26 protein-coding genes are annotated in these 24,395 nt (G+C 53.7%); 12 read left to right on the top strand and 14 right to left on the bottom strand.

The annotated features are described in order from the left end of the window. Positions 1–21: 21 nt before the first annotated feature. The 7 genes from ruvA to tolB are packed head-to-tail and all read left to right on the top strand — an operon-like array spanning position 22 to position 5,466. Positions 22–603 (top strand): Holliday junction branch migration protein RuvA, encoded by a 582-nt coding sequence (gene ruvA / locus BLW97_RS14100; protein WP_010641038.1) that lies wholly within the window; start codon positions 22–24, stop codon positions 601–603. Between the two features lie 39 nt (positions 604–642). Next, positions 643–1,668, top strand: a complete 1,026-nt coding sequence (gene ruvB, locus BLW97_RS14095) for a Holliday junction branch migration DNA helicase RuvB (RefSeq protein WP_075323485.1) — start codon at positions 643–645, stop codon at positions 1,666–1,668. After that, positions 1,658–2,080 (top strand): tol-pal system-associated acyl-CoA thioesterase, encoded by a 423-nt coding sequence (gene ybgC / locus BLW97_RS14090; protein ID WP_010641042.1) that lies wholly within the window; start codon positions 1,658–1,660, stop codon positions 2,078–2,080. Before ruvB ends, ybgC begins: the two co-directional genes overlap by 11 nt. Positions 2,081–2,086: 6 nt before the next feature. Then, entirely contained in the window at positions 2,087–2,788 is a 702-nt protein-coding gene (gene tolQ / locus BLW97_RS14085) for a protein TolQ (protein ID WP_010641044.1), read from the top strand. Positions 2,789–2,802: 14 nt separating this feature from the next. After that, positions 2,803–3,195, top strand: coding sequence for a protein TolR (tolR, locus tag BLW97_RS14080; RefSeq protein ID WP_010641045.1), 393 nt, complete (start codon positions 2,803–2,805; stop codon positions 3,193–3,195). Next, positions 3,192–4,205 (top strand): cell envelope integrity protein TolA, encoded by a 1,014-nt coding sequence (gene tolA, locus BLW97_RS14075; RefSeq protein ID WP_075323484.1) that lies wholly within the window; start codon positions 3,192–3,194, stop codon positions 4,203–4,205. The genes tolR and tolA overlap by 4 nt, the downstream gene beginning before the upstream one ends. Beyond that, positions 4,198–5,466 (top strand): Tol-Pal system beta propeller repeat protein TolB, encoded by a 1,269-nt coding sequence (gene tolB, locus BLW97_RS14070; protein WP_075323483.1) that lies wholly within the window; start codon positions 4,198–4,200, stop codon positions 5,464–5,466. The genes tolA and tolB overlap by 8 nt, the downstream gene beginning before the upstream one ends. A gap of 311 nt (positions 5,467–5,777) precedes the next feature. Here the strand turns inward: tolB and queC are convergent, their stop codons facing one another. Genes queC through pal form a run of 4 tightly spaced genes read right to left on the bottom strand, consistent with a single transcriptional unit; the run spans position 5,778 to position 8,542 of the window. Then, positions 5,778–6,458: a 7-cyano-7-deazaguanine synthase QueC gene (queC, locus tag BLW97_RS14065; RefSeq protein ID WP_075323482.1), complete on the bottom strand. Its 681-nt coding sequence runs from the start codon at positions 6,456–6,458 to the stop codon at positions 5,778–5,780. Between the two features lie 12 nt (positions 6,459–6,470). Then, the gene (gene queE / locus BLW97_RS14060; RefSeq protein WP_031569996.1) at positions 6,471–7,115 is read right to left on the bottom strand and encodes a 7-carboxy-7-deazaguanine synthase QueE; all 645 of its coding nucleotides are present in this window, start codon (positions 7,113–7,115) and stop codon (positions 6,471–6,473) included. A 2-nt stretch (positions 7,116–7,117) separates the two neighbouring features. After that, complete coding sequence (gene ybgF, locus BLW97_RS14055; RefSeq protein WP_010641053.1) at positions 7,118–7,942, bottom strand: tol-pal system protein YbgF; 825 nt, start codon at positions 7,940–7,942, stop codon at positions 7,118–7,120. 21 nt (positions 7,943–7,963) lie between these two features. Beyond that, positions 7,964–8,542 (bottom strand): peptidoglycan-associated lipoprotein Pal, encoded by a 579-nt coding sequence (pal, locus tag BLW97_RS14050; RefSeq protein WP_024893153.1) that lies wholly within the window; start codon positions 8,540–8,542, stop codon positions 7,964–7,966. Positions 8,543–8,709: 167 nt separating this feature from the next. Here pal and hemC point away from each other — a divergent pair, with 167 nt between their 5' ends. From hemC to BLW97_RS14030, 4 genes are read left to right on the top strand one after another with little or no spacing between them, the layout of a single operon-like run. Then, entirely contained in the window at positions 8,710–9,627 is a 918-nt protein-coding gene (gene hemC, locus BLW97_RS14045; protein ID WP_075323687.1) for a hydroxymethylbilane synthase, read from the top strand. Then, complete coding sequence (locus BLW97_RS14040; RefSeq protein ID WP_242947816.1) at positions 9,624–10,421, top strand: uroporphyrinogen-III synthase; 798 nt, start codon at positions 9,624–9,626, stop codon at positions 10,419–10,421. Before hemC ends, BLW97_RS14040 begins: the two co-directional genes overlap by 4 nt. Then, on the top strand, positions 10,414–11,406 hold the full coding sequence (gene hemB, locus BLW97_RS14035) for a porphobilinogen synthase (RefSeq protein ID WP_075323481.1): 993 nt from the start codon (positions 10,414–10,416) through the stop codon (positions 11,404–11,406). Before BLW97_RS14040 ends, hemB begins: the two co-directional genes overlap by 8 nt. Beyond that, positions 11,394–12,101: an energy transducer TonB family protein gene (locus BLW97_RS14030; RefSeq protein ID WP_075323480.1), complete on the top strand. Its 708-nt coding sequence runs from the start codon at positions 11,394–11,396 to the stop codon at positions 12,099–12,101. Before hemB ends, BLW97_RS14030 begins: the two co-directional genes overlap by 13 nt. A 2-nt stretch (positions 12,102–12,103) precedes the next feature. Here the strand turns inward: BLW97_RS14030 and BLW97_RS14025 are convergent, their stop codons facing one another. From BLW97_RS14025 to BLW97_RS13995, 7 genes are read right to left on the bottom strand one after another with little or no spacing between them, the layout of a single operon-like run. Next, positions 12,104–13,420, bottom strand: coding sequence for an MFS transporter (locus tag BLW97_RS14025; RefSeq protein WP_065974767.1), 1,317 nt, complete (start codon positions 13,418–13,420; stop codon positions 12,104–12,106). Positions 13,421–13,473: 53 nt separating this feature from the next. Next, positions 13,474–14,343, bottom strand: a complete 870-nt coding sequence (fghA, locus tag BLW97_RS14020) for an S-formylglutathione hydrolase (RefSeq protein WP_065974766.1) — start codon at positions 14,341–14,343, stop codon at positions 13,474–13,476. Between the two features lie 8 nt (positions 14,344–14,351). Then, positions 14,352–15,461: an S-(hydroxymethyl)glutathione dehydrogenase/class III alcohol dehydrogenase gene (locus BLW97_RS14015; protein WP_010641071.1), complete on the bottom strand. Its 1,110-nt coding sequence runs from the start codon at positions 15,459–15,461 to the stop codon at positions 14,352–14,354. Positions 15,462–15,505: 44 nt separating this feature from the next. Next, positions 15,506–16,351, bottom strand: coding sequence for a formate dehydrogenase accessory sulfurtransferase FdhD (gene fdhD, locus BLW97_RS14010; protein ID WP_065974765.1), 846 nt, complete (start codon positions 16,349–16,351; stop codon positions 15,506–15,508). Continuing rightward, positions 16,330–16,599 carry a hypothetical protein gene (locus tag BLW97_RS14005; RefSeq protein WP_031573570.1) on the bottom strand — a complete coding sequence of 90 codons (270 nt, stop codon included), beginning with the start codon at positions 16,597–16,599 and terminating at the stop codon, positions 16,330–16,332. The genes fdhD and BLW97_RS14005 overlap by 22 nt, the downstream gene beginning before the upstream one ends. Beyond that, positions 16,589–18,856, bottom strand: a complete 2,268-nt coding sequence (locus BLW97_RS14000; protein ID WP_031573573.1) for an FdhF/YdeP family oxidoreductase — start codon at positions 18,854–18,856, stop codon at positions 16,589–16,591. Before BLW97_RS14000 ends, BLW97_RS14005 begins: the two co-directional genes overlap by 11 nt. A 30-nt stretch (positions 18,857–18,886) precedes the next feature. Then, complete coding sequence (locus tag BLW97_RS13995; RefSeq protein ID WP_075323479.1) at positions 18,887–19,768, bottom strand: NAD(P)-dependent oxidoreductase; 882 nt, start codon at positions 19,766–19,768, stop codon at positions 18,887–18,889. A gap of 190 nt (positions 19,769–19,958) precedes the next feature. On the opposite strand from BLW97_RS13995, the gene BLW97_RS13990 reads away from it, so the two are divergent. Further along, entirely contained in the window at positions 19,959–20,162 is a 204-nt protein-coding gene (locus tag BLW97_RS13990; RefSeq protein WP_010642828.1) for a cold-shock protein, read from the top strand. A gap of 104 nt (positions 20,163–20,266) precedes the next feature. Here the strand turns inward: BLW97_RS13990 and BLW97_RS13985 are convergent, their stop codons facing one another. From BLW97_RS13985 to BLW97_RS13975, 3 genes are read right to left on the bottom strand one after another with little or no spacing between them, the layout of a single operon-like run. Continuing rightward, positions 20,267–21,205, bottom strand: coding sequence for an NAD-dependent epimerase/dehydratase family protein (locus BLW97_RS13985; RefSeq protein ID WP_075323478.1), 939 nt, complete (start codon positions 21,203–21,205; stop codon positions 20,267–20,269). A 20-nt stretch (positions 21,206–21,225) separates the two neighbouring features. Next, positions 21,226–22,185 (bottom strand): HlyD family secretion protein, encoded by a 960-nt coding sequence (locus BLW97_RS13980; protein ID WP_143214893.1) that lies wholly within the window; start codon positions 22,183–22,185, stop codon positions 21,226–21,228. Positions 22,186–22,228: 43 nt separating this feature from the next. Further along, the gene (locus tag BLW97_RS13975; RefSeq protein ID WP_075323476.1) at positions 22,229–24,394 is read right to left on the bottom strand and encodes a TolC family protein; all 2,166 of its coding nucleotides are present in this window, start codon (positions 24,392–24,394) and stop codon (positions 22,229–22,231) included. Position 24,395: the final 1 nt, after the last annotated feature.

Genomic DNA, 24,395 nt, shown 5'->3' with positions numbered 1-24,395 from the left:
TTTTTTGGAAAAAGGACGCCCATGATTACCTCATTGCGCGGGATCATTCTGCAGAAGCGTCCACCCTGGCTCTGGCTGGAGGTCCAGGGGGTGGGTTATGAGCTGGAAATGCCCCTGTCCAGCTTCTACCAGATGGCAGACGCGGGCGAAACCCTGTTGGTGCATACCCATTTGACCATTCGCGAAGATGCCCATCTGCTCTATGGATTTATGAGCGTGGCTGAGCGCGATACTTTTCGTCTGTTGATTCGTGTCAATGGTATTGGTGGCAAAGTGGCACTGGCCTGCCTCTCGGGTCTGCCGGCAGAAAAGCTCGGTCAAGCGGTGGCGGAAGGCAATGTGGCACAGCTGACGGCCATTCCCGGTATCGGTCCGAAAACCGCAGAAAGACTGGTGGTCGAGCTACGCGATAAAATGGGTGGAATCAGTACCTTGCCTACCAGCAAAGCCGTGTCGGGTGATCCGCGCCAGGAAGCTATTGCAGCACTCCTGACATTAGGGTATAAGCCTGCACAGGCCAGTCAGACGATTGGCAACCTGGGCGATGGATTGAGTCTTGAAGACCTGATCCGTCAGGCTTTGCAACAACTTTCACGCCATTGATTTTATGGAACCCGCCAGCATCGCGATGGTCACAACCCCATGATGGACAGAGGCCCTCTCAATCCCCAGGAAGCCCACACCGACGCAGTGGATCGTGCCCTGCGCCCGCGTTTGCTGGCGGATTATATTGGCCAGGCGCGGCTCCGCGAATCCCTTAGTCTCTATATTGATGCGGCCAAAGGGCGTGCTGAAGCCCTGGACCATGTCCTGCTCTTCGGCCCCCCCGGCCTTGGAAAAACCACCCTCGCGCACATTATTGCCCAGGAAATGGGTGCGGGTCTGAAAGTTACCTCGGGACCGGTTCTGGATAAGCCGGGAGATCTGGCCGCCATTTTGACCAATCTGCAACCTCATGATGTGTTATTTGTCGATGAAATTCATCGCCTCAGCCCCGTGGTCGAAGAAATTCTCTATCCGGCGCTGGAAGATTATGAGCTGGATATTTTGATTGGTGAGGGCCCTGCCGCCCGTTCCATTAAAATCAGCCTGCCGCCCTTCACCCTGATCGGGGCTACCACCCGGGCGGGTTTGCTCACCTCGCCATTACGTGACCGATTTGGCATCAGTTTTCATCTGGAATTTTACAGTGACGCAGAGTTGACCCAGATTGTGACCCGTTCGGCCAATATTCTGGGGACTACCCAGGATTTGCGGGGCGCCCAGGAAATCGCCCGGCGTGCCCGGGGAACCCCGCGCATTGCCAATCGCCTGCTGCGGCGGGTACGGGATTTTGCCCAGGTGCGGGGCAACGGGGAAATTGATCAAGGCACTGCAGAGGCCGCGCTGACCTTGATGGAAGTCGATCAACATGGCTTTGACGGTCAGGATCGTAAGCTACTGCAAGCCGTCATCGGGCGCTTTGCCGGCGGTCCGGTGGGGGTGGAAAGTCTCGCCGCAGCCATTGGTGAAGAGCGCGGAACCATCGAAGATGTGCTGGAGCCCTTCCTGATTCAGCGTGGTTACCTGATCCGTACGCCGCGTGGACGCTGCGCCACGGAAATGAGTTATCTGGCGTTGGGTTTACCGATACCTAAGGCTGGCGGGGGACTTTTCGATGCACTCTGAGGCCGCTGACAGTGTCTTTCAGGTCCGCGTTTATTATGAAGATACGGATCATGGCGGGGTGGTGTATCATGCCAACTACTTACGCTTCATGGAGCGCGCCCGTACGGAAATGCTGCGCGAAAAAGGTTATGAACTGGATGTGCTGGAACGCGATCCCGGTATTCTTTTTGTGGTGCGTCGGGCGCATCTGGATTTCCGCGCCCCGGCTCGTTTTAATGACCTGCTTCAGATAAAATCGGCCATCATTCACAAGACCCCGGTTCGTATGCATTTTCAACAAGATATTGCGGTGAAGGAAAAGCACTTGTGCAGTGGCGAGGTGGAAGTGGTCTGCCTGGAAGCCGAGACTTTTCGTCCCCACGTCATTCCTGCAGAACTTCTGCAGGCCTTTCCCCTCAGTGTTCACCCGTGAGATTTTATGGATCCTCAAACTGTCACCCATCCCGCAGCTTCTCTTTCCGTAGCCCATCTGGTTCTGAATGCCAGCCCTGTTGTCCAGATCATACTGGTACTTTTGGTCATCGCCTCCATTGCTTCCTGGACCATCATTTTTGAAAAATGGGCGGTATTTGCTGGTGCTTTCAAGGCCCTGACCCGTTTCGAGAAACGCTTCTGGAGCGGCGGTGAAATGAGCCAGATTTATCAGCACGTTTCCGGCAACACCAATCTGGAAACCGGAGCCGGCAGTATTTTCTGTGCGGGTTATGAAGAGTTTCAGCGGCAGCGCGGCAAAATTCGTCCCAGTGATGCCCTCGATGCCGCCCGCCGCGCCATGCGTGTGGCCCAAATGCGCGAGGTTGGCCGTCTGGAAAATCGTCTGGCTTTTCTGGCCTCGGTGTCTTCGGTCAGCCCCTTCGTTGGTTTGCTGGGCACCGTCTGGGGCATCATGACCGCTTTCATGCATATTGGTGTCGCAGGGCAGGCTACCCTGGCGACTGTCGCTCCCCCGGTTGCCGAAGCCCTCATTGCCACGGCGGCTGGTCTTTTTGCGGCCATTCCGGCAACGGCTGCCTACAACCGCTACATTCACAAACTGGACAAGCTGGATGCCCAGTATGAGGTGTTCATGGATGAGTTCACCAACATCCTGCATCGTCAGGTACCCGAGACCAAGCCATGAAAAGAAGGCGTTTGATGGCGGAAATGAACGTTGTTCCCTATATCGACGTGACCTTGGTGCTGTTGGTGATTTTTATGCTCTCGGCGCCGCTCCTGACCCAGGGCGTGAATGTGAATCTGCCTAAGGGCGTCACTAAACCGGTCTCGGACAAAACCCCGCCGGTGCTGATTTCCGTGACTCGGCAAGGGACCATTTCCGTACAGTTCAAAGACAGTCACAGTTCGGTAGCGCTGGATGATCTGGCGACGGATGTACGCCATATTGCCGCTTCCAGTCATGGTCAGGTGCAGGTATTGGTAGGTGGTGATGCCCATGTGGATTATGGCAAGGTCATGGCCGTGATGGCACGGCTGCAGGAAGCCGGTATTTCCCATGTCGGCCTGCTGACCCGCCCGGAGGGTCATTGAAAGAGCGTCAGCCTTTTTGGCCTTTGCTGCTGGCCATTATTCTCAATGCGGCCATACTGTTTGCCCTGTTCTGGACTTTTCATGTGCAGGTGCCACCGAGTAGTGGCAACAAACCCATGCAGGCACAACTGAGCAGCAGTATGCCTATGGCCGCCATGCCTGCCCCGGTTCAGCAACCGGTTCCTGCCCCTCAGCCTGTACCCAAACCGGAGCCTAAACCCGTTCCTGTTCCTAAGCCAACTCCCAAGCCTGTTCCCGTTCCCAAGCCGGAGCCCAAACCGGTGACGCCACCACCACCTACTGCGGCGCAAATTGCTGCTGAACAGGCGGCAAAGGCTGAAAAAGCGGCCAGACAGAAGGCGGCACAAATTGCGGTGGCACGCGCGGCGCAGGAAAAGCATGCCGAAGAGCTGGCCGCACGACAAAAAGCCGCTCAAGAAGCCAAGGCTGCGGCCGAAAAAGCCGCTCAGGAAAAAGCTGCTCAAGAGAAGGCTGCTCAGGAGAAGGCCGCGCAACAGGCTGCCGCTAAGGCCGCCGAGGAAAAAGCAGCGGCAGCCCGCGCTGCAGAAGTCAAAAAACAACTGGCAGCCCAGGCGGCCCAAGCAGCGGCTGCCGCACGCGCCAAAGCCTTGCAGCAGCGCATGGCTGAAGCAAAAGCCAAGTTGCAGGCTGAAGCCAACATGGCCGCTGCCCGCGCCCAGCAGGCTTCGGAAAATCAGCGGATGATTGGTATGCTGATAAACACCATAAAAACCCAGGTGTCGGAGCGTTGGGTTCCGGTGTCTTCTTCGGCCCTTGCTTGTGAAATACAGATACGCCTTGGACCCCAGGGACAACTGGTAGGAACGCCCGTTGTTATTCGATCCAGTGGTGATGCCCACTTCGATCATTTGGTGATTGCTGCCGTGGAAGCCGCCGCACCTTTTGTTCCGCCGATCGGTTTGCCCTATTCAGCCTTCAACACACCTATTAACCTCAAAATGAACGCGGAGGATCTCAATCATGGCTAAACGCTTCTGGGCTTTGGCCCTGTTTCTGCTGGCTTCAGCATTTGTGTTGCCTGCCCAGGCCGCACTCACCGTAGAAATCACCAAAAGTGTGGCTTCGGCTCTGCCCATTGCCATACCTTCTTTTGGTCCGGGCGTGCCCGGACAGCCTTCAGTAGCCGATGTGGTGCGCAATGATTTGCGCCACAGTGGTTTGTTTCGGGTGATTGAGCCAGCGGGTTATCCCAGTGATCCCCGCGCCCCGGGAGCCGTCAAGGCTTCCGAATGGACTGCCGTGGGAGCTACCGGTCTTGCAGTGGGTTCGGTGCAGCCCCTGAATGGCGGGTATGCGGTCAGTGTCTATGTCTACAATGTGAGCACGGGGCAGGAGTTGACGGCGCGGCGTTTCACCTGTTCGGCCGCTGAATTGCATATGACCGCGCATCACGTCGCCGATGTCATTTATCAGGCTTTCACCGGAAAACCCGGTCCCTTTGCCAGCCGTATTGCCTATGTGCGGCAGACCGGTAATACCTATGAATTGCTGGTGGCTGAATCAGATGGCTGGAATCCACATCCCATTGTTCGGGGCATCATGCCGGTATTTTCGCCGGTCTGGTCACCCAACAATCACCGTCTGGCTTATGTCACCTATGCCAATGCCCGCGCCATCATTTACGTGCAGAATCTGGCGACGGGACAGCGCCAATCTATCGCGCCGGGTGGTGAAATTGTCAGCGCTCCGGCTTTTTCACCCAATGGCCAGGAAATTGCCTACGCACGCTCCTCGGGCGGACATACCGAGCTGTATGTGGCCAATCTGCAGACCGGGCAGCGGCGGCAATTGACCAATGATGATGCCATCAATACTTCGCCTACCTGGTCACCTAATGGCAGCCAGATTGTGTTTGTCTCGGATCGCGCGGGTGGGCCGCAGATTTATGCCATGAATGCCAATGGCGGCAACATCCATCGCCTGACTTACAGCGGCGGCTATAATGCCGGACCTGAGTACTCACCCACGGGAAATGCCATCGCCTTTATTCATCGCACGGATGGCGTTTATGCCTTGGCCGTGATGGATCCCAACGGCAGCGGCCTGCGGGTGCTGGATGCCCAGGGCAACTGCGATCATCCGAGCTTCGCGGGTAATGGTCAGATGATTTTGTATGGCACCCATCGGGGTGGCCGCAAGGTTCTGGCAGAAGTCAGTCTGGATGGTAAAACCATGGCCATATTGCACAGTGACGTCGGTCAGGACAGCCAGCCCGCCTGGTCACGGTAGACGAAACCGGCACTCTGTGTCAGAGCCGTGACTTGGCTAAGGAGCCGTCCAATGGACGAAATGAGCGTATTTATTTCGAGACTACGCCAGCCACAGCACACTCCGCCTTATCCTAAAAACGGCAGTTGCCGTGGGTGCTTTTTGCTCCGTTGTTCCTCGCCTGTTGTTCTAAGGCGCATCCTGCTGTCAGGAGAGAACTCGCCCTGCGGGCTCAGACAGCTCTCCTGACGGGCGCAGGATTTCGCCAAGAACAACAACGGCTCGGAACAAAAGTCGCTGCAAAGCACCCACGGCAACTGCCGTTTTTAGGCTTATTGATAAGGCGTAGGATCAGCAATTCCGGCGCTCAGGAATCCGGCATGGCGCAGGCGGCAACTGTCGCAGCGGCCACAGGATCGGCCCTGATCATCGAGCTGGTAACAGGAGCGGGTCAACCCGTAATCGACGCCTAACTGGGTTCCCAACTGGATGATTTCGCTTTTGTCGAGATGCTGGAGGGGCGCGTGGATGCGTGGTCCTCTGGATTCGTCGCCGAGGCGGGTAGCTACCTGGGCCAGTTTTTCAAAGGCGCTGATGAATTCCGGACGGCAGTCAGGATACCCGCTGTAATCCTGGCTGTTGACCCCGATGAAAATGTCCTGTGCCCCCGTTACTTCAGCCAGAGCCAGGGCAAAAGATAAAAATATGGTGTTCCGCGCCGGGACATAGGTTATGGGAATACCGGGGACGACGCCACTTTCGGGTACCGCAAGCTGGGTATCGGTCAGGGCCGAACCGCCAAACGCGGCCAGATCAATATGCACGGTGCGATGACTGGCCACCCCCATAGCCTGTGCCACCAGTCCGGCGTAATGCAGTTCCTGCTTGTGGCGTTGGCCATAATCAAAGGACATGGCATGAATGGCATAACCATCGCGACGCATCAGGGCCATGACCGTGGCGGAGTCGAGGCCGCCGGAAAGCAGCACAATGGCAGGTTTTGTTTCAATCATGTCTGGCACCATTCAGCGTCCCGGGACATCGCCCCAAATGAGTTTGTGCAGTTGAATCTGGAGGCGCACCGGAAGCTGGTCGGTGAGTATCCAGTCGGCCAGGTCACGGAGCGGCATTTCTCCCTGGGAAGGGGAAAACAAAACCTCGCAGATCTGGCTCAGGTCTTCCCGCGCCAGAACTTCCTTGGCCCAGTCATAATCCCGGCGACTGCAAATGACAAACTTGATTTGATCCTGGGCATTCAGCCGGACTAAGTTTTCCCAAAGGTTACGGTCTGACTCGCCAGAATCCGGCGTTTTGAGGTCAAGCACTTTGATAACACGGGGGTCTACCGCTTCGACGGATAGGGCGCCGCTGGTTTCCAGAAAAACTTCGTAGCCGGAGTCGCATAGCCGGGTCATGAGCGGCAGCACGTCCTGCTGGGCGAGTGGTTCGCCGCCAGTTACGACGACCAGACGATTACCACCTGCCCGCACCGCATCCATGATGACATCCAGAGTCTGCCATTCACCACCATGAAACGCATAAGCCGTATCACAGTAGTGACAACGCAGAGGACAGCCGGTCAGCCTCACAAAAGTTGCAGGACGGCCTACGCTGCGGGTCTCCCCTTGCAGGCTATGAAAAATTTCGGTGATGCGAAGCCGTTCGTCCATCCTTACTGAGACGGCAAGGCCTGTAACTGTGCTTCCGCTTTTTGTGCTGACGGGGTGCTGGGATATTGTTTGAGGACCTTATTAAGGACCACGGTTGCCTGCTTCTTTTTGCCGATGGCCTGATAAATCTCGGCCATGCGTAACATGGCTTCGGGAGCCTTGCTGCTCTGGCTGAAACGGGTAGGCACCACATAAAGGCTTTTCAGTGCCGCATCATTTTGTCCCAGTACGTACTGGGCTTGCCCTAACCAGTAATAGGCATCCGGCACCAGACTGCTTTGTGGATATTTCTGGATGAAACCCTGCAGGCCGGTGACGGCATCACCATATTTACCCTGACGCAGAAAATTGAAGGCATGCTGGTAATCCGCTTGTCCCAGTCCTTGAATGGATGGTGCGGAAGTATTGCTGGCTGCACTGGCCACCGCTGCAGCAGGCGTGCTGACTGGAGAAGTGCTGGTCAGCACGCTGCTGGTGCTGGCGGTTATGCCGGTTGCTGGAGTAGCCACCGCAAGTTGTGCGGCCAGAGCCTGCACCTTGCTGGCCGTAGCTTGCTGTTCTGTCTGCAGATCATGGGTTTTGGTGTCTACTTCCCCACGCAGATTGCGAACCTCCTGCTCCAGACGTTGAGTACGTTGAAGCAGACTGGCCAGAGCGCTTTGTGAGCCTTTGTCCGCTTGCTGAACCGCGACGAGACTGCTCAATTCGCCCTGCATGACCGCCATTTGCTGCTGAAGCTGGAGCACCCGGTCACTCGTGGATTCTGCCTGGGCAAAAGGACTCAGACATAATAACGGTAGAACAGGCAGTAATTGCCAGCGTTTCATCAACATATACTCCTTGGCTGTTTAGCCGTTGTAGCCACCACTATACACAAAATCAACGCGGCGGTTTTTTGCCCAGCACTCGGCATCGTTGGTAGTGCAGAGGGGGTTATCCTTGCCGAAGCTCACGGTGCTGATGCGCGCGGCATTGACTCCCTGAGCTTCCAGGAACTGCTTCACGGTTTCCGCGCGGCGTTCGCCGAGGGCCAGATTGTATTCCTGAGTACCCCGGTCATCGGTATTGCCTTCCAGGCGGACCTTGACATGGGGATGATTGACCATGAACTGGGCATTCTGGGTGGCAATCTGCTGGGCATGGGCATCCATGTTTTCACTGTTGAAGCCGAAATGCACACGCAATTGCTGCGGCAGGGCAGCCAGTTCAGCCGCCGTCAGGCCGCTGTTGCCGCCGCCGATGGGGCCATTGGCATTCAGATCCTGGCCATTGACGCCTTCGCCATTGTAACCTGCGGTGGCAGCGGAATTGACAGGGGCCACAGCACCCACAGTGCTGGGTTTACCACTACCTACATTATGGGCGCAGCCCGTCAGTGCCAGGGCACCAGTCATTGCAACGGCTATCCAGATTTGATGGTGACGCATGTTTTCGAGCTCCTGTTAAATTTGCAGCGATTGTATCTTGTAGTTAAAGAGTATTTCAATGTTATTTGCTGCTTTGCTCAAACATCATTATCCTTGACGGGAAAAGTTGCCCTGCCAAGGGGTCTAGCTCCTGCTTTTTTGTGTTATTCCAGGATGATTATCCCGCCATGATGCCGCTGATTCGAATTGGTACCCGCGCCAGTCCTCTCGCTGTCTGGCAGGCTGAGCATGTCCGGGATGCCCTGCATGCCGCCCATCCGGATGTTCAGGTGGAAATCATCCGCATGAGTACCAGTGGGGACGTGCTGTTGGACGCGCCCTTGCATTCTCTGGGCGGCAAAGGGCTGTTCGTCAAGGAAATAGAAGAAGCGTTACTGGCGCGCCAGGTGGATATTGCCGTGCATTCCATGAAGGATGTGCCGGCCCTGCAGCCGGAGGGCCTGGAAATTGCGGCCATCATGGCGCGGGAGGATGTCCGTGATGCCTTCGTCAGTAACACGGTCCACCATCCGGAGGAACTTGCGCCGGACGCCAGAGTGGGGAGTTCCAGCTTGCGGCGCCGCGCACAATTATTGCAAAAATATCCGCAAGTACAGGTGGATGATTTACGGGGTAATGTAGCTACCCGGCTGCGCAAGCTGGACGAAGGTCAATATTCGGCGATTATCCTGGCTGTGGCGGGGCTGAAGCGTCTGCAGCTTCATGAACGGATTACCTACGCTATTCCCGTTGAGCAGTCCTTGCCTGCAGTGGGGCAGGGCGCGGTAGGCATTGAAATCCGCACAGACGATATAGCAACGAGGGAGTTATTACAGCCCTTGATGGATCAGCCTACCTGGCAGTGTGTGTTGGCGGAGCGCAGCATGAACCGGATTCTGGGTGGAGATTGTCGCTTGCCGGTTGCCGCGCTGGCACAATGGCAGGAACAAAAGCTGCTCCTGCGTGGGTTAGTAGCTAGTCCAGATGGTTCCCGCCTGCTGCGGGCAGAAGCCAATGGTACGGATCCGGTGGCGCTGGGCCGGGAGGTGGCTGACCAGTTACTGGCCCAGGGTGCTGCCGCAATTATCAAGGAAATTCAGACATGATGAGTAGTGGATTACTACAGAACAAAGGGGTGGTGGTTACCCGTCCCCGCGAGCAGGCAGGAGATCTGGTGGAAGCGCTGAAAGCGGTTGCTGCGCGGCCGATTCTGTTTCCGGCAGTACAAATTGAAGCACCGGAAAACTGGCAGTCTCTGGATGATGCCCTGCACCAGCTTGATACATTCGACTGGGTGATTTTTACCAGCCGCAATGCGGTAGCTTTTGCCCTGAGTCGTCTGCAAAGCCGGAATTTAATCTGGCCCCAGGGGCCGCGCGTTGCGGCGGTGGGGAGAGAAACTGCCAAGGCCCTTCGGGAATTTGGCCTGCAAGTGGATCTGGTGCCCAAAAAATTCAGCTCTGAGGGGTTGCTCAACAGTGCTGAACTGGCGGAAATGCAAGACCGCCACGTCGCCCTCTTTGTCGGCGATCAGGGTCGTGAATTGCTGGAAAAGGTGTTGCGCGAACGCGGCGCGCAAGTGGACAAGGTCCTGTGTTATCGCCGCACCCTGCCGGGTGCCAATCCAACCCCTCTCCTGCACGCCTGGGCCCGTGGTGAACTGGATGCTGTTACCCTGACCAGTCCTGAAATTTTCAATAACTTTTATCAAATGATTGGCGGGCTCGGCCAGCGCTGGTTGAAAAATACCCCCCTGATTGCCATCAGCCCGCTTACCGCAGAAGCCATTACTGCGGTGGGTTTACCGGACCCCTGGGTAGCTGAAGAAGCCAGTACCGAAGGGATTATGGCGGCTCTGGAAGTCTGGGCAAAAAGCCGGGAGCAAGTTGCCGATGTCTAGAAATAGTCTTTCCTTACGACATTCGCCCCGACGCTTGCGCCGCCATCCGGCCATGCGCGCCATGCTGCAGGAAAATCAGCTGACTCCAGCGGATTTCATCCTGCCCATTTTCCTGGTGGAAGGTGAAGGGATCCACAGCGATATTGTTTCCATGCCCGGGGTATTCCGCCATAGTATTGATTCAGCCCTGAAGCTTTGCAGAGAAGCGGTCTCCCGGGGTATTTCGGCGGTTTTGTTGTTTGGTGTTATTGCTGAAGGCTGCAAGGATGCCTGTGGCTCTGCCTCCTGGGAGAGTGAGGGGTTGGTGCAAAAGGCCACCCGCGCAATCCGCGCTGCCTACCCCGATCTGCTGGTCATAGCAGACGCCTGTTTTTGTGAATACACCGATCATGGCCATTGCGGTATTCTCAATGCCGAAGGGGATCGGGACGATAATGCGACCCTGGAAAACCTGCAGCGTCAGGCACTTTCCTATGCCGAGGCGGGTGTGCATGTGGTGGCACCATCGGGCATGGTGGATGGCATGGTGACGGCCATCCGTGAGGCGCTGGATGCTGCCGGTCATTCCGAGGTCAGCATTTTGTCCTACGCGGTCAAGTATGCCAGCGCCTATTACGGGCCGTTCCGGGATGCAGCCGATAGTGCCCCCCAGTTTGGCGATCGTCGCGGCTATCAGATGGATCCAGGCAATCGCCGCGAAGCTTTCCGCGAACTGGATCTGGATATTGCCGAAGGTTGCGACATGGTCATGGTCAAGCCTGCCATGCCATATCTGGATCTGGTGCGGGATTTGCGCGAGCGCTGTGATCTGCCGGTGCTGACTTATCAGGTGTCGGGAGAATACAGCATGTTGCAGGCAGCCGCGCGGGCGGGATGGCTGGATTTGCAGCGCAGTGTGCTGGAATCTTTACTGGGCATGAAGCGCGCCGGGGCAGACGCCATTATTACTTATTACGCCCTGGATGCGGCGGAATGGCTGGAGTAAAAGCGTCCTCAGCGCGTCCTGGCCGGAATGTGCGCCAGAAAAAATCTGAGAGCCTACTTGAAGATGGGTTATTTCGGCTGCGCTGGTATGGTGCGGTAGGTATTATCGCCATTGGCCGGATTTTCCGGTTGCGCGCCAGTGACATGGACCAGTTGTTTCCCTGGCTGTTGTTTTCGTTGTTTGTCAATTTGCTGGTCTGGATGTATCTGTTATTGGGCCTGGCCGCACCCCTGGCCAAAAAAAATCCGGTTACCTCGTTAGTGGAAATTTCCCTGACTCCCACTTTTCATCAGCCCCGGATCAGTGCCCCGATAGAGCCGCGCGTGTCGCGTCCCCAGGCGGATGTGGACGCCGTGACGCATAAAGCGATGCCAGCTGTTTCTTCAGCAGAGCGCCAGGCTGCCTATAACTTCTATCTGAAAAACTGGGAAGGACGCATCATGGCGCTCGCCCAGAAAAAGCTGTTTGCGCCGGGGCATGGGCCGCTGCCGCAAGGACGGGTGGTCGTGGCAGTAACCATTGCTCCAAATGGACATTTATTGGAAATTTGCATGTTGCAGGGCTCACGCAATGTTGCCCTGGTGGAAGCGGTGGAAACCCTTATTCGTGCTGCGTCACCTTTTGCAGCCTTACCGGCTCTGTGGCAATCCCCGCCGACGCCTTTGCGTATCGTCCGCACCTGGAGTTTTGAGTAGCTTCAGTTTTTAGCGGCCAGGTTTTCCAGTTCTTCCAGGCTTTTCATACGTGATTCCACGCCATAAATCAGGGTGGCCAGCAAGCCGAGCAGGGCAACAACTGACATAAATACCAGCACCAGAGGAATCCCCCAGCTTTTTTCAAAAATCGGAAACAGTACGGCGGAAAAGAAGGCCCCCAGCCGCGACAGGGCCGTTGCCAGACCAGCGGCGCTGGCCCGCAATTCAGTGGGGAAGATTTCCACTGCCAGAGCAAATACGGTGACGCCGGGACCAATGCCCACCCCGAAAGAATATACGGCAGCGGCCAGATATACGCCCATAATCCAATGGTTCCAGGAGCAGAGCGCGAATACGGCCAGTCCCAGGGACATCAGAGCAAAACCCGCACTTTGCAGGGGAATGCGCCCCCAGCGATCCAGACGGGAGACAATGAAAACGATCCCGAGGGCCGAAATAATCAGAAAAGCCGCATTGATGGCTGCAGCAGCGGCATTACTGCTGGCCAGACCATTATCACGCAGTACCATGGGGAAATAGAGACCAATCCCGAGGCCGACCACGTCCAGACAAAACCAGGGGAAAACGCTGAGAAAAAGGCGTCGTAACCAGGCTTTACGGAGCAGAATACGCCACGATTGACGCTGAATCTGAAAACTTTCGAGTTCCGCCTGCCGCTGCGCTGGCGAATAAGCTGGCTGTAGCTGCGCCAGGGCTTCCTCCGCCTGCTGATGCTGCCCTTTGCGCACCAGCCAGCGCGGTGATTCCGGCAGGCCACGACGCAGCCAGAGCAAGGCCAGGGCGGGGACGATGGCGCTGCCCAGCATCCAGCGCCAGGAGTCGGGTCCGGTGGATAGCAGTGCCCAGCCGACCAGGGTGGAGAGCAATGCGCCTACATACCAGGCCAGATTGACCCGGGCAAAGCGATTTCCGCGCTGCGCCGACTGGCTGTATTCGGCAACGATGGTGGCCACCAGTGGGTAGTCGAGGCCAATGGCGAGACCGGTAATAAATCGGCCCGCGAAAAGCGCTGCGGTATCCGGACTGAAAGCACTGATCAAGGCTCCCAGTACATACAGAAAAATGTTGGGGAAAAGCAGTCGGCGGCGACCAAAACGATCCGTGAAAAATCCACCGAATAATCCGCCGATCAGGGAGCCGAGCAGGGCCATGGCCATAAGAATGCCGGTTTCCGTAGCCTGCAGATGCCAGGCGCTGCTCAGCGGCAGCAGAACCACCGCCATGATGCTGAGGTCATAGCCGTCCAACAGCATCCCCAACATGGCTGCACCCAACGCATGCCCCCGGCTGTCAGCCATCGGCTAAAGGCTCTGCTTGGTAGAGACTAGGCCCGTTGTGCGGGTCCCGGAAATCAGTCATGAGCAGGTGATCTGGGTACAGCGCCCAGATGGCGGGCATGGAAATTCAGATGTTCTCCGATGAAGCTGCTGATGAAAAAATAGCTGTGATCATAGGTTTCATGCCAGCGCAGGATGATTTGCGGGTCATTCAGAGTCTCCAGATATTCGGTTTTCAGCTCTGCCTCCAGAAAGGGATCGGCACGTCCCTGATCTATCAGGATGGGTGGGTGCTGTTGGCCCGAACTTTTGAGGAGTTCCAGACTGTCATAAGCCAGCCATTGCCGGGTATCGTCACCGAGGTAGCGACTGAAGGCTTTTTGTCCCCAGGGCGTCTGACTGGGGGCGGATACCGGGGCGAAGGCCGACAGGGACTGATACTGCCCGGGTCGTCGTAATCCGCAGACCAGAGCCCCGTGACCACCCATGGAGTGCCCGCAAATGCCCTGGACGCCTGCGCTCATGGGAAAATTCCGGGCAATGAGGGCGGGAAGTTCTTCGGTTACATAGGAAAACATCTGGTAGTGAGCCTGCCAGGGGGCTTGCGTCGCGTCCAGATAAAATCCGGCACCGCTGCCGAAGTCCCAGTCATCATTTTCTCCTGCAATTCCGGTATTACGGGGGCTGGTATCGGGGGCTACCAGGATAAGGCCCAGTTCTGCCGCATAGCGCTGAGCTCCCGCCTTGATCATGAAAGTTTCTTCGCTGCAGGTCAGTCCGGCAAGAAAAGTCAGCACCGGAAGCTTTTCCCCTGGTTGATGCGGGGGGATAAAAATCGCAAAACGCATGGGTCCCTGACAGTGCCGGGATGGATGTTCATAGCGCGCCATGCGCCCGCCAAAGCAGGCATGCGATTCGAGGATCTCCAGTTCTTGAGCGGGCATGAAATACCTCAGAAAGTCAGCACGGTGCGGATGGATTTACCTTCGTGCATCAAATCAAAGGCGGTATTGATGGATTCCAGTGGCAGGGTATGAGTGATCATCTCATCAATCCGGATTTTACCTTCCATATACCAGTCGACAATTTTGGGCACGTCCGTACGACCTTTGGCGCCGCCAAAAGCAGAGCCGCGCCAGTTACGTCCAGTCACCAGCTGGAAGGGGCGCGTGCTGATTTCCTGGCCAGCCCCGGCGACGCCAATGATAATGCTGGTTCCCCAGCCCTTGTGGCAACATTCCAGAGCCTGACGCATCAATGTGGTGTTACCAATGCATTCAAAGCTGTAGTCTGCTCCGCCTTTGGTGAGGCTGACCAGATAAGGGACCAGATCCTCTTCTACCTCTTTGGGATTGACGAAATGCGTCATCCCGAATTCTTCGGCCAAAGCTTTTTTGGAGGGATTGATATCCACGCCGATGATCATGTCGGCTCCCGCCAGGCGGGCACCCTGCACGACATTGAGGCCAATACCACCCAAACCAAAAACCACCACCTTGTCGCCAGGGCGCACCTTGGCCGTATAAATCACCGCGCCAATACCCGTAGTTACGCCGCAGCCGATATAGCAAACCTTGTCAAAGGGTGCATCCTCGCGAATTTTGGCCAGGGCAATTTCCGGGAGCACGGTGTATTGCGCGAAAGTGCTGGTTCCCATGTAATGGTATAGAGGCTTGCCCTGACTGGAAAAACGGCTGCTGCCATCAGGCATCAAGCCTTTACCCTGAGTTTCACGAATGGCCTGACATAAATTGGTTTTACCACTCAGGCAATATTCGCATTCCCGGCACTCCGGGGTATAAAGGGGAATAACATGATCTCCGGGTTTCAGAGAGCGCACGCCCGCGCCCACTTCAACCACCACGCCTGCACCTTCATGACCAAGAATGGTAGGAAACAGTCCTTCCGGATCCATGCCGGAAAGTGTGTAGGCATCGGTATGGCAAACCCCGGTCGCCTTGATTTCCACCAGCACTTCCCCGGCGCGTGGACCATCCAGCTGCACAGTCTCGACGACGAGGGGTTGATTGGCGCCATAGGCGACAGCGGCACGTACATCCATAAGGTGATCTCCTGAAAGTTGGCGAACAAAAAACAGCTTAACCGCTAATCACAAAGCGGGGAAAGTGCGGGCATCCAATCCTTCTGGATACGTTCGGAATGAGCATACAAAGTCATGCGATCGTCGCGGGCGTAACCAATCAGGGTTACTCCGTGGCTTTCAGCCAGCTCGATGGCGAGACTGCTGACTCCGGAAATGGCTGCAATCACCGGAATGCCAAAGCCAATGGCCTTGAGCACAATTTCAAAACTAAGACGCGAGGAAATCCCCAGCACATTGACTTCGCCGGGCATCAGTCCTTGCTGAATGGCCGCACCAATACCCTTGTCCACGGCATTATGGCGACCAATATCTTCGCGCACCAGATAATCCCGGCGATAGCCGAGAATGGCGGCATGGGCCGTGCCGGTACTGTGATTCAGCGCCTGTTGCTCCTGCATCTGTAGCATGAGAGTACGGATGGAGACCGGGTTGCAGCAAAAGCTGCTCTCCAGTGGCGCAAAAGGAATGAGCCCGGCCAGGAGCGGCGTCCCGCACAAGCCGCAGGCACTTCCGCCAAGGACTTGGCGACGCTTGTGTTGCGCGCGTTCTGCTGCTGCTGCCGTGAGCTGGAGGTAAACGGCCCAGGCACCATTTTCGGTCACCCACTCCCAGGTGATAATTTCCTCAGGGTCGTGAATAATGGCTTCGCTCCACAAAAAACCCATAAAGAAATCATCCAGGTGTTCCGGCGTCACCATCATCACTGCGTAAGCCTGACCATTGAGGACAATGGAGACTGCGCGTTCTTCAAGGACCGCTTCCTGGTGGGCAACCGGTAATCCCTTTCCCGTCAGCAGGGTTGCTGCCGACCAGCCGATGCCCGCACCTAATTCGCCATTGATGCGCATAAATCCTTTCCTTTTTGAGTAAGAAGGATCACGGTGCGACCACGTTGTTCGCTTTGGGTCAGATATCCCATACCACCCCAGCTTTCATTTTCACCAAGCAGTAACAACAGACGTTCCAGTTGGCTCCGCCGCAAATTCATCTGTTTGCCTATTTTCGCCAGAGAAATGACCGGTTCATGACACAGTGCCTGCAGCAGGGCGATGACCAGATCTTCCGTGGCCGATTCTGGAGCAGACTCAGACGTCACGCTTGCTCACCGCGTGAAAGGTCACCCGAATGGATTTGGAAGTCGGGGTGTTGGCCCGGTCTGCATGACTGGACAGAGGCACCAGTACATTCAGCTCGGGATAGTAGCCAGCCACACAGGAGCGGGGAATATCATAGGGTAGCAGGCGAAAACTCCGGGCAACGCGCTCGCCGTCAGTCCAGTGCGAAATAATATCCACCAGCGTATTTTCGATAAAACCCAATTCAGCCATGTCTTCAGGATGCATGAAGCAAATATTGCGGGCACCCGATACTCCCCGGTAGCGATCTTCGTAACCATAAATGGTGGTGTTGTATTGATCATGGCTACGAATCGTCATGAGATTGAAAACCCGCTCAGAACTTTTGGGAATAAAGCGGTCTTCGGTGATGTGATGCAATGGCTGGGCAATAAACTGAGCCTTGCCCGATGGGGTCGTCCAGCGCCGGGAGCGTGGCGGCAGATCGAGATGAAACCCTCTGGGTTGATGGACCCGGGCATTGAAGTCCTCAAAACCTGCAACTACCCGTGAGATGCGATCGCGAATCCGGTCGTAATCCTCTATCAGTGCGCGCCATGGGGTTTTGCTGTCGGGCAAGGTGGCTTCAGCCAGTTCGGCGATAATGGCACATTCGGATTTCAGTTGGGACGATGCCGGTGCCCGCATTCCCTGGGAAATGTGCACCATGCTCATGGAATCCTCAACGGTAATGCCCTGGGGCTGACCATTTTGAATGTCTATTTCTGTTCGACCCAGACAAGGAAGAATCAGGGCGTTTTTTCCGTGGACCACATGAGAGCGATTGAGTTTGGTGGTTACATGCACGGTCAGTTCACAATGGCGCAAGGCTTCATGCACGCGCCGGGTATCCGGGGTGGCGTTGGCAAAATTGCCCCCCATCCCGAAAAACACCTTGGCCTCACCTTTTTCCAGAGCGGCAATGCTGGCAATGACGTCATGGCCGGGTTCTCGGGGCGGCTCAAAACCAAACTCCTTGCCCAGACGATCCAGAAAATCGGCAGCGGGACGTTCCCATATCCCCATGGTGCGATCACCCTGAACATTACTGTGTCCGCGAATGGGGCAGGCTCCCGCTCCGGGCTTACCGATATTCCCTTTGAGGAGAAGCACATTGACCAGCATCTGAATGGTAGCCACGGCATGCTTGTGTTGGGTGATGCCCATGCCCCAGGTGATGATACTGGCTTTGCCCGAATCATAAATTTTACCGATTTCCATAAAATCGGCATGGCTGAGACCGCTTTCCGACTCAATTTCTGCCCAGGGGGTATCCAGGGTAATTTTTTTCAGAGCAGTGAAACCCTCAGTATGCGTATCAATAAAATCCTCATCCAGAGAGCCTTGCTCCAACAGATAACGCACTATGCCGAGGGCAATGGCATAGTCGCCGCCAATGCGGGGCTGATAGTAATGGGTAGCGATTTCGGTCCCATGATTGGTGAGCATCTCGCCGGGATCCTGAGGGTTAACAAAACGCTGCAGGCCACGTTCCCGAAGCGGATTGAAAACCAGAATCCGGCAGCCACGTTTGGCCGCATCTCGCAAGGTGCCGAGCATGCGCGGGTGATTGGTGCCGGGATTATGGCCAAAGAGGAGCAGTGTATCGGCGTGGTCAAAGTCTTCCAGGGTGACGGTACCTTTGCCAATACCAATAGACTCAGGCATTCCGAGACTGGTAGGTTCGTGACACATGTTGGAGCAGTCCGGCATGTTGTTGGTACCAAACTCACGGACAAAAAGCTGATAGAGAAAAGCAGCTTCGTTGGAAGTTCTGCCGGACGTATAAAAAATAGCCTGGTGGGGGGAGTCGAGCACCTGCAGGTGATGGGCTATCTGGGCAAATGCCTGCTCCCAGGAAACGGGTTGATAATGGTCGCTGGCGGCATCATAGATCATCGGTTCGGTCAGGCGGCCGAATTCTTCCAGATCATAATCACTTTGCTGGGCAAGCCAGCTCACGGAATGCCGGGCAAAAAAATCCGCTGTTACGCGTTTGCTGGTGGCTTCGGCAGCAACCGCCTTGACGCCGTTTTCACAAAATTCAAAGGTGGAGTGGGCATCGGGATCAGGCCAGGCGCAGCCCGGACAATCAAAACCTTCGGCCTGATTGGACTTCAGCAGCAGGGCTGTACCTTCCGAGAGAATACCTTGCTGGCGCAGGCTCTGCATGGAAGCACGAAGTGCTCCCCAGCCTCCTGCTGGTTGATGATAAGGACGAAATTTCAGTTCAGACATGGTTTTCTCCTTGTGAAGCATCACCGATATTCAGGGCAGAAGACCGGCATCCTGCGCGGCCAATGCCCCTACGGCAGACCAGTCACGGGTGGTGCCGCCTTCGGCAGCGAGACGAATAAAGCGATCACGCAGGAGGCTTGCAAGAGGCAGCGGAACATCCAGATGTTCCGCTGCTGCCAGAACCAGACGCATATCTTTCTGGCCCAGCGGCGCGGCAAATCCTGGCGGCGTAAATTTCCGGTCGGCAATCAGTGCGCCATAATTTTTGTAGAGGGGCACATTGAACAGGCTGGAGGTCAGCAAATCCAGATAGGCATGGCGGTCTACTCCCCCTTTTTCCACCAGTGCCATGGCTTCACCCAGCGACTCAATGACCGAAGCTATCAAAAAATTACCACTGAGTTTGACCAGATTGGCCTTTTCCGGCGCATCTGCCACCACAAAACTACGTTGACCCATCACATCAAAAAGGTTTTGCAGGCGGGAGATGATCTCCGGCTTTCCTGCCAAGGCCAGGAACAGCTTGCCGGCAGCCGCCGCATCGGGCCTTCCGAAAACCGGGGCGGCCAGATATTCCTGCCCGGCTCGGGCATGGGCTGCGGCCAGCTGCGCTGAAAGGTTGACACTGATGGTGCTGCAGGACACATGCACGGCCCCTGTCCGCAAATGCGTTATCAGGCCGTTTTCCTCCAGAACCAGGGATGTTACGGCTGGATCATCGGCGAGCATGGTGAATACCACATCGGCATCGGCAAGATCCTGAAGGCTACTGGCGGCTTTTGCGCCCTGATCAACAAGCGCCTGTATTTTCTCGGGAGTGCGGTTAAATACCTTCAGACTTACTCCGGAAGTGAGCAGTCTGGCTGCCATTCCCGAGCCCATCTGCCCCAGTCCTACGAAACCCACTTGCATGGTGACCTCCTCGTTTTGCATCTGCTACATACCGGACGGTTGGTTCTAACCTTAGTCAGAATCCCTGTTTTCGTCAACATTGAATGATTTGGCGCGAAATTTTTGCGAAATGCCTTGCATGTCTCAAGAATAGTCCCTATGCTCGCTCATGGACACGTGGTCCGAATTTACGCAATAGGAAGTGCATCAAATGGCAACAGGTACAGTAAAGTGGTTCAACGATAGTAAAGGTTTCGGTTTCATTACTCCTGAAGATGGCAAAGAAGATGTATTCGTACATCACTCCGCCATTCAGGGCAGCGGCTTCAAGACCCTGGCAGAAGGCGCACGTGTATCGTTCAACAGTGTTCGCGGCCCCAAAGGCATGCAGGCTGAGGACGTGCGCGAGATCTAATCCCTAGCGGATGATCATCGCCCAGGGCGCCGCAATTGCGGCGCTTTTTTTTTGGGCTCGTGAAATTAGGCTCAGGGCGCGCATGGCACCCAGCACTGCGTATGTCAGATAACCCTGGCCAGCAATAAATCCTGAATACCTTCAGATAGAGACCAGGACGGTTGGCATAAGTCCTTGCGCATTTGCTCGTTATCCGCAATGGAACAGAGGATGTCTCCTTCTACGGGTGGAACCCATTCAATACGGGATGGCGCATTGACAAGTTCTTGGATGGTTTTTGCCAGATTGAGAATGGTAGTCGCTTCTCCTCGGGCAATGTTAATGCTTCCCTGCACCTTTCCTGTTAGAGCCGCCACGTTGGCCTGAGCAACATCTTTTACATGAATGAAATCGCGTTCCTGGTTGCCATCACCACGGATGGTCAGTGCCTGCCGGGATAGCGCCTGGGCCACAAAACGGGAAATCACCCCGCTATAGGGGGATTGGGGATCCTGCCGGGGGCCATAAACATTAAAATAACGTAGGCCTAAATGCGAAAGTTGATGCGTACGGCCATAGAGGTCTGCATATAACTCGTTCGTATATTTTTCCATTCCATAAGGAGAAATTGGCAAAGCTGGTTCATCTTCATTCAGAGGCAGTTTTGTGGGGTTGCCATACACGGCTGCCGAAGAGGCGTACACAAAGCGCGCATGGTGTTTCCGCGCCTCTTCGAGAACACCAACATAAGCCAGAATATTCTGCTGACAGGAAAAAACAGGATCCTCCTGACTTCTGATGACGGAAACCTGGGCGGCGAGATGTAATATGTGGGTCACCCCTTCACAGGCGCTATGCAGTAGTGTGCGATCAGTCATGTCGCCCAATATAAAATCCAGGCGTTCATGGCTTACGGGTAAGTTATCCCTTTTCCCGGTGGAGAGATTATCCAGAACACGGACGTGATAACCTTCAGAAAGCAGAAGTTCAACCGTGTGGGAGCCGATGAAGCCGGCACCACCAATAACAAGCATTATTGTAGGCTCTATGCTGAGCGTATCCATCCATTCTCCCGAATTTTAACTTATGGCCAAGCCTGAAAATTTACCTTTACGGGCATATCCTTCACAACATCATGCAATTGTAATGGGTACTTAAGACGGAGTTTTATCCGTAATGTATTTCCTCGCGTCGAGGAAAACACAGAAAACTGAGGGGGCAATCTACTCGCTTCAGCTGAAACACTCATAACGACACCCGGAATATGTTGTCCATTACTAAAAATAATGGTTGCAGGTGTGCCAGGATGTGCATAGCGTATGTCTTTTGGGCTAAGAAATGCCTCGATCCATGGCTGACTATGGCTAAGTAGAGTCAATATTGGGGTATCATGGGACACCCATTGGCCTGGATAGACAAGTGGACGGATAACCTGTCCAGCAAAAGGTGCCCTGGATGCCTCCGTGACCTGTGGAAGGACAGAAGTTTGCGCAGCCAATCGCTCCAAAGCTGCTTTGGATTGATCAGCCGATGATTCAGCGGATAAAAGTTGCTCTTGAGCCTCAGTAAGGTCCGCTGTCGTAGCTGCACCCTCATCCAAAAGTTTTTTTAAGGCCTTAACTTTGTTCTGCCGTATAACAACCACTCTTGCCTGCAGATTCAGCGCTGTCTGCAAGGATCGTAGAGCACTTTTGGAAATTCTATTGCTTCTGGAAGCTGCAATCGTATCATTCTGTTCATAGGGTTGGATACGGCATAAGGCTTCTCCGCTCTTTACGGTTGCTCCACTAGTTAAAACAAATAAAACATGCCCAGCGGTACCTGCAGTGATAGTGACTTGCTGCATTTGCACAAAACCTGGAGCGCTCACGACCAGTAAATCGTGGATAAACTGAATACCGTAGTATACTGGTAGGGCTAGCACGGCGAGCACAATAAGATACCATCGCCAACGTGGTACATGACGCCTAGAAGCTGCATACCGCACCGATAGATCGTTACTAGAATCGGGAGTTGCAGGTGGCGTATCAAAACTGATTTTCAAAGGGTTATCCTCATCGAAGTGAAGCTTCGCGAAGCTGTTTCAGTCATGGTTTTGCTTTGTAAAAATCTTCCCATGATTGTATATCTATGCCGTCAAAGTTTGGGAATGCATTAAGTGAACGTGATAAGTTTTGCCAATGAGTCATCGCAGCACTTTGTCCCTGTGGATATAGACTTTCAACCGCTGGAAGACCGGGTTCAATACTTTGCACGATACTGATAGACAAATTTGAATATTTTTGTAGTATTGGTATCACAATCTGTTTAACACGATTCGGATTGCTTATATAAATCATTATCGCAGCATTACTAAGTCCTGCTCCTATCAACTGATTGATTAGATTTTTATTTTTGAATTCTTTATAATTAATAGTCAAAGTGATAGGTCGTCCAGTTTCACTGTGAATCACAGCTATAGTTTTGATAATCCCAGATTTCCAGATATTTTGTTTATTCTTCGGAAGTTGACTGCGTTCAACATCAAGGTCTACACCATCGAAACCAAGTGCATAAATTGCCGGTAACCATTGCATTAATTTTCTGCGTCCATTTGCTGTAACTAAATCAGGCTCACCAATCAACCAATTCACAGTAATTCCCATATCTTTGGCTTTTTCCAAAAAATTTGCCAGTCCTGGTAATTTATGTAGCTCCATAATAGTTTGCATCTGCGAGGGAGTAAAAGATAATTCAACCCGTCTTGTTTGGTATAGAAATTTTTCATTATTGTGCCACTCACGAATAAAATCTGCAGCGTTCCAAGTGTACCATCCATAAATTTTAGCACTTCTATTGCTTATGGTTTTAATTGGCTTGTGACCAAGATATAGGGCAGCTTGGACTACTTTTTTCCAATTATGTTTCAGTGAATTAAGCGCGCTGTTTACATTATTATTTTGTATGTTTTCTAGTTGAATATTGGACGTTTCTGATTGTTCTTTGTCTATTAGTTTATTTGCAGATAACTTTCCCTCGAAATTTTCAGCATGAATAATGTTTTTTGCTAATAATTCTTGACTATAGCTGTAGTTTATTGCTGCTTGATAGAGCAAGTAAGTTTTTTTTAAGTCTTTCTCTATGGCATCATCAGGAATTGCCTGAGCGCGAAGATGGGCTATCTGCCAAGCTGAAAATGCGGCTTCCAATTGTCGCCATGACGCTATTGTATCCATGTCACTTTTTTGTACGTTATTTAAGGCTATTTGTGTATCCTGATTTGCTTTTAGTTGAGCTTTTCTTAAAGATAACTGCGCCTGATCGATCAATGCAGCTTTCTCGCGATGAATTACAGAACGTTCATGCAGGATATCTATAGGCATATCGACTTGTACACCAATGGTCGTAGCAAAGCCTGAAGGTACACCAATGCCTTTTGTGAGTGATTGTGAAAGTATAAGGTTTCCATTTATCCCTTCCCAATTTAGCTTTTCAGCAGAATTTTCTGAGGCAGCTAGTACAGCCTCAGCACTTTTCACGGAAGCAGCACTTTGAGCGGCACTTGAAAGCACCTTTTCAAGATCTGTTGGAGGAGAAACAGTCGGGGCTTGTGGCTGATAAGTGGTGAGGGTTTTTTCAGTGAGTTCCTGCAAAACTAACATGGCCTCACTTTTTTCGGCTTCGTTTTTGATCAGTTCCCTCTTTGCAATGTCGAACATTGAATCAAAATCTAGTTGCCTTGATTTAAGTAAGTAATGCTCTTTTAATCTATAGGAAAGAATTTTTTTTGCGTTATCCTTCCTTGACAAAAATGAATTGTCAAATTGAATTCGCTCTTCGGCGTAATATAGTTGTGCATTAGCAGTAAAAAGAAGATTTAAAACGTCCCCCTCAATTCTCTTGTGATTTATCTGAGCTAGTTTAAGTGAAAGTTCAGTGTTCATTACCTTCTTTTCTAGTTTCTCTGCGGAGCCCAATAATGGTAGAGTCAATCCTAATTGCATATTTGCAGACTGATATGTGAGAGTGGATGTATTAGAAATTACCGCACGGTTATTTCCAAAACCTGATCCCAAAAAAAGATTTAAACCTTGATTGGCTTGGTCAATTTTTAATTGCTGTTGCAAAACGTCTATGTCTGCTTTGGCAAGCTGATTATCAATAGCCGAATAGTTTGCCCAATGAACAAGATCATCCACTGTTACTTCGGCAGAAGCTGGAGTGCAGATTACCAGGAGCCACATCATAATTAATCTAATTGGCAGTGTTTTCATG

Source organism: Acidithiobacillus albertensis (genome assembly GCF_001931655.1).
In the GTDB taxonomy this organism is placed as follows: domain Bacteria; phylum Pseudomonadota; class Gammaproteobacteria; order Acidithiobacillales; family Acidithiobacillaceae; genus Acidithiobacillus; species Acidithiobacillus thiooxidans.
Note: the sequence above shows the minus strand (reverse complement) of the source record. Positions and strands in the feature narration are given on the sequence as shown.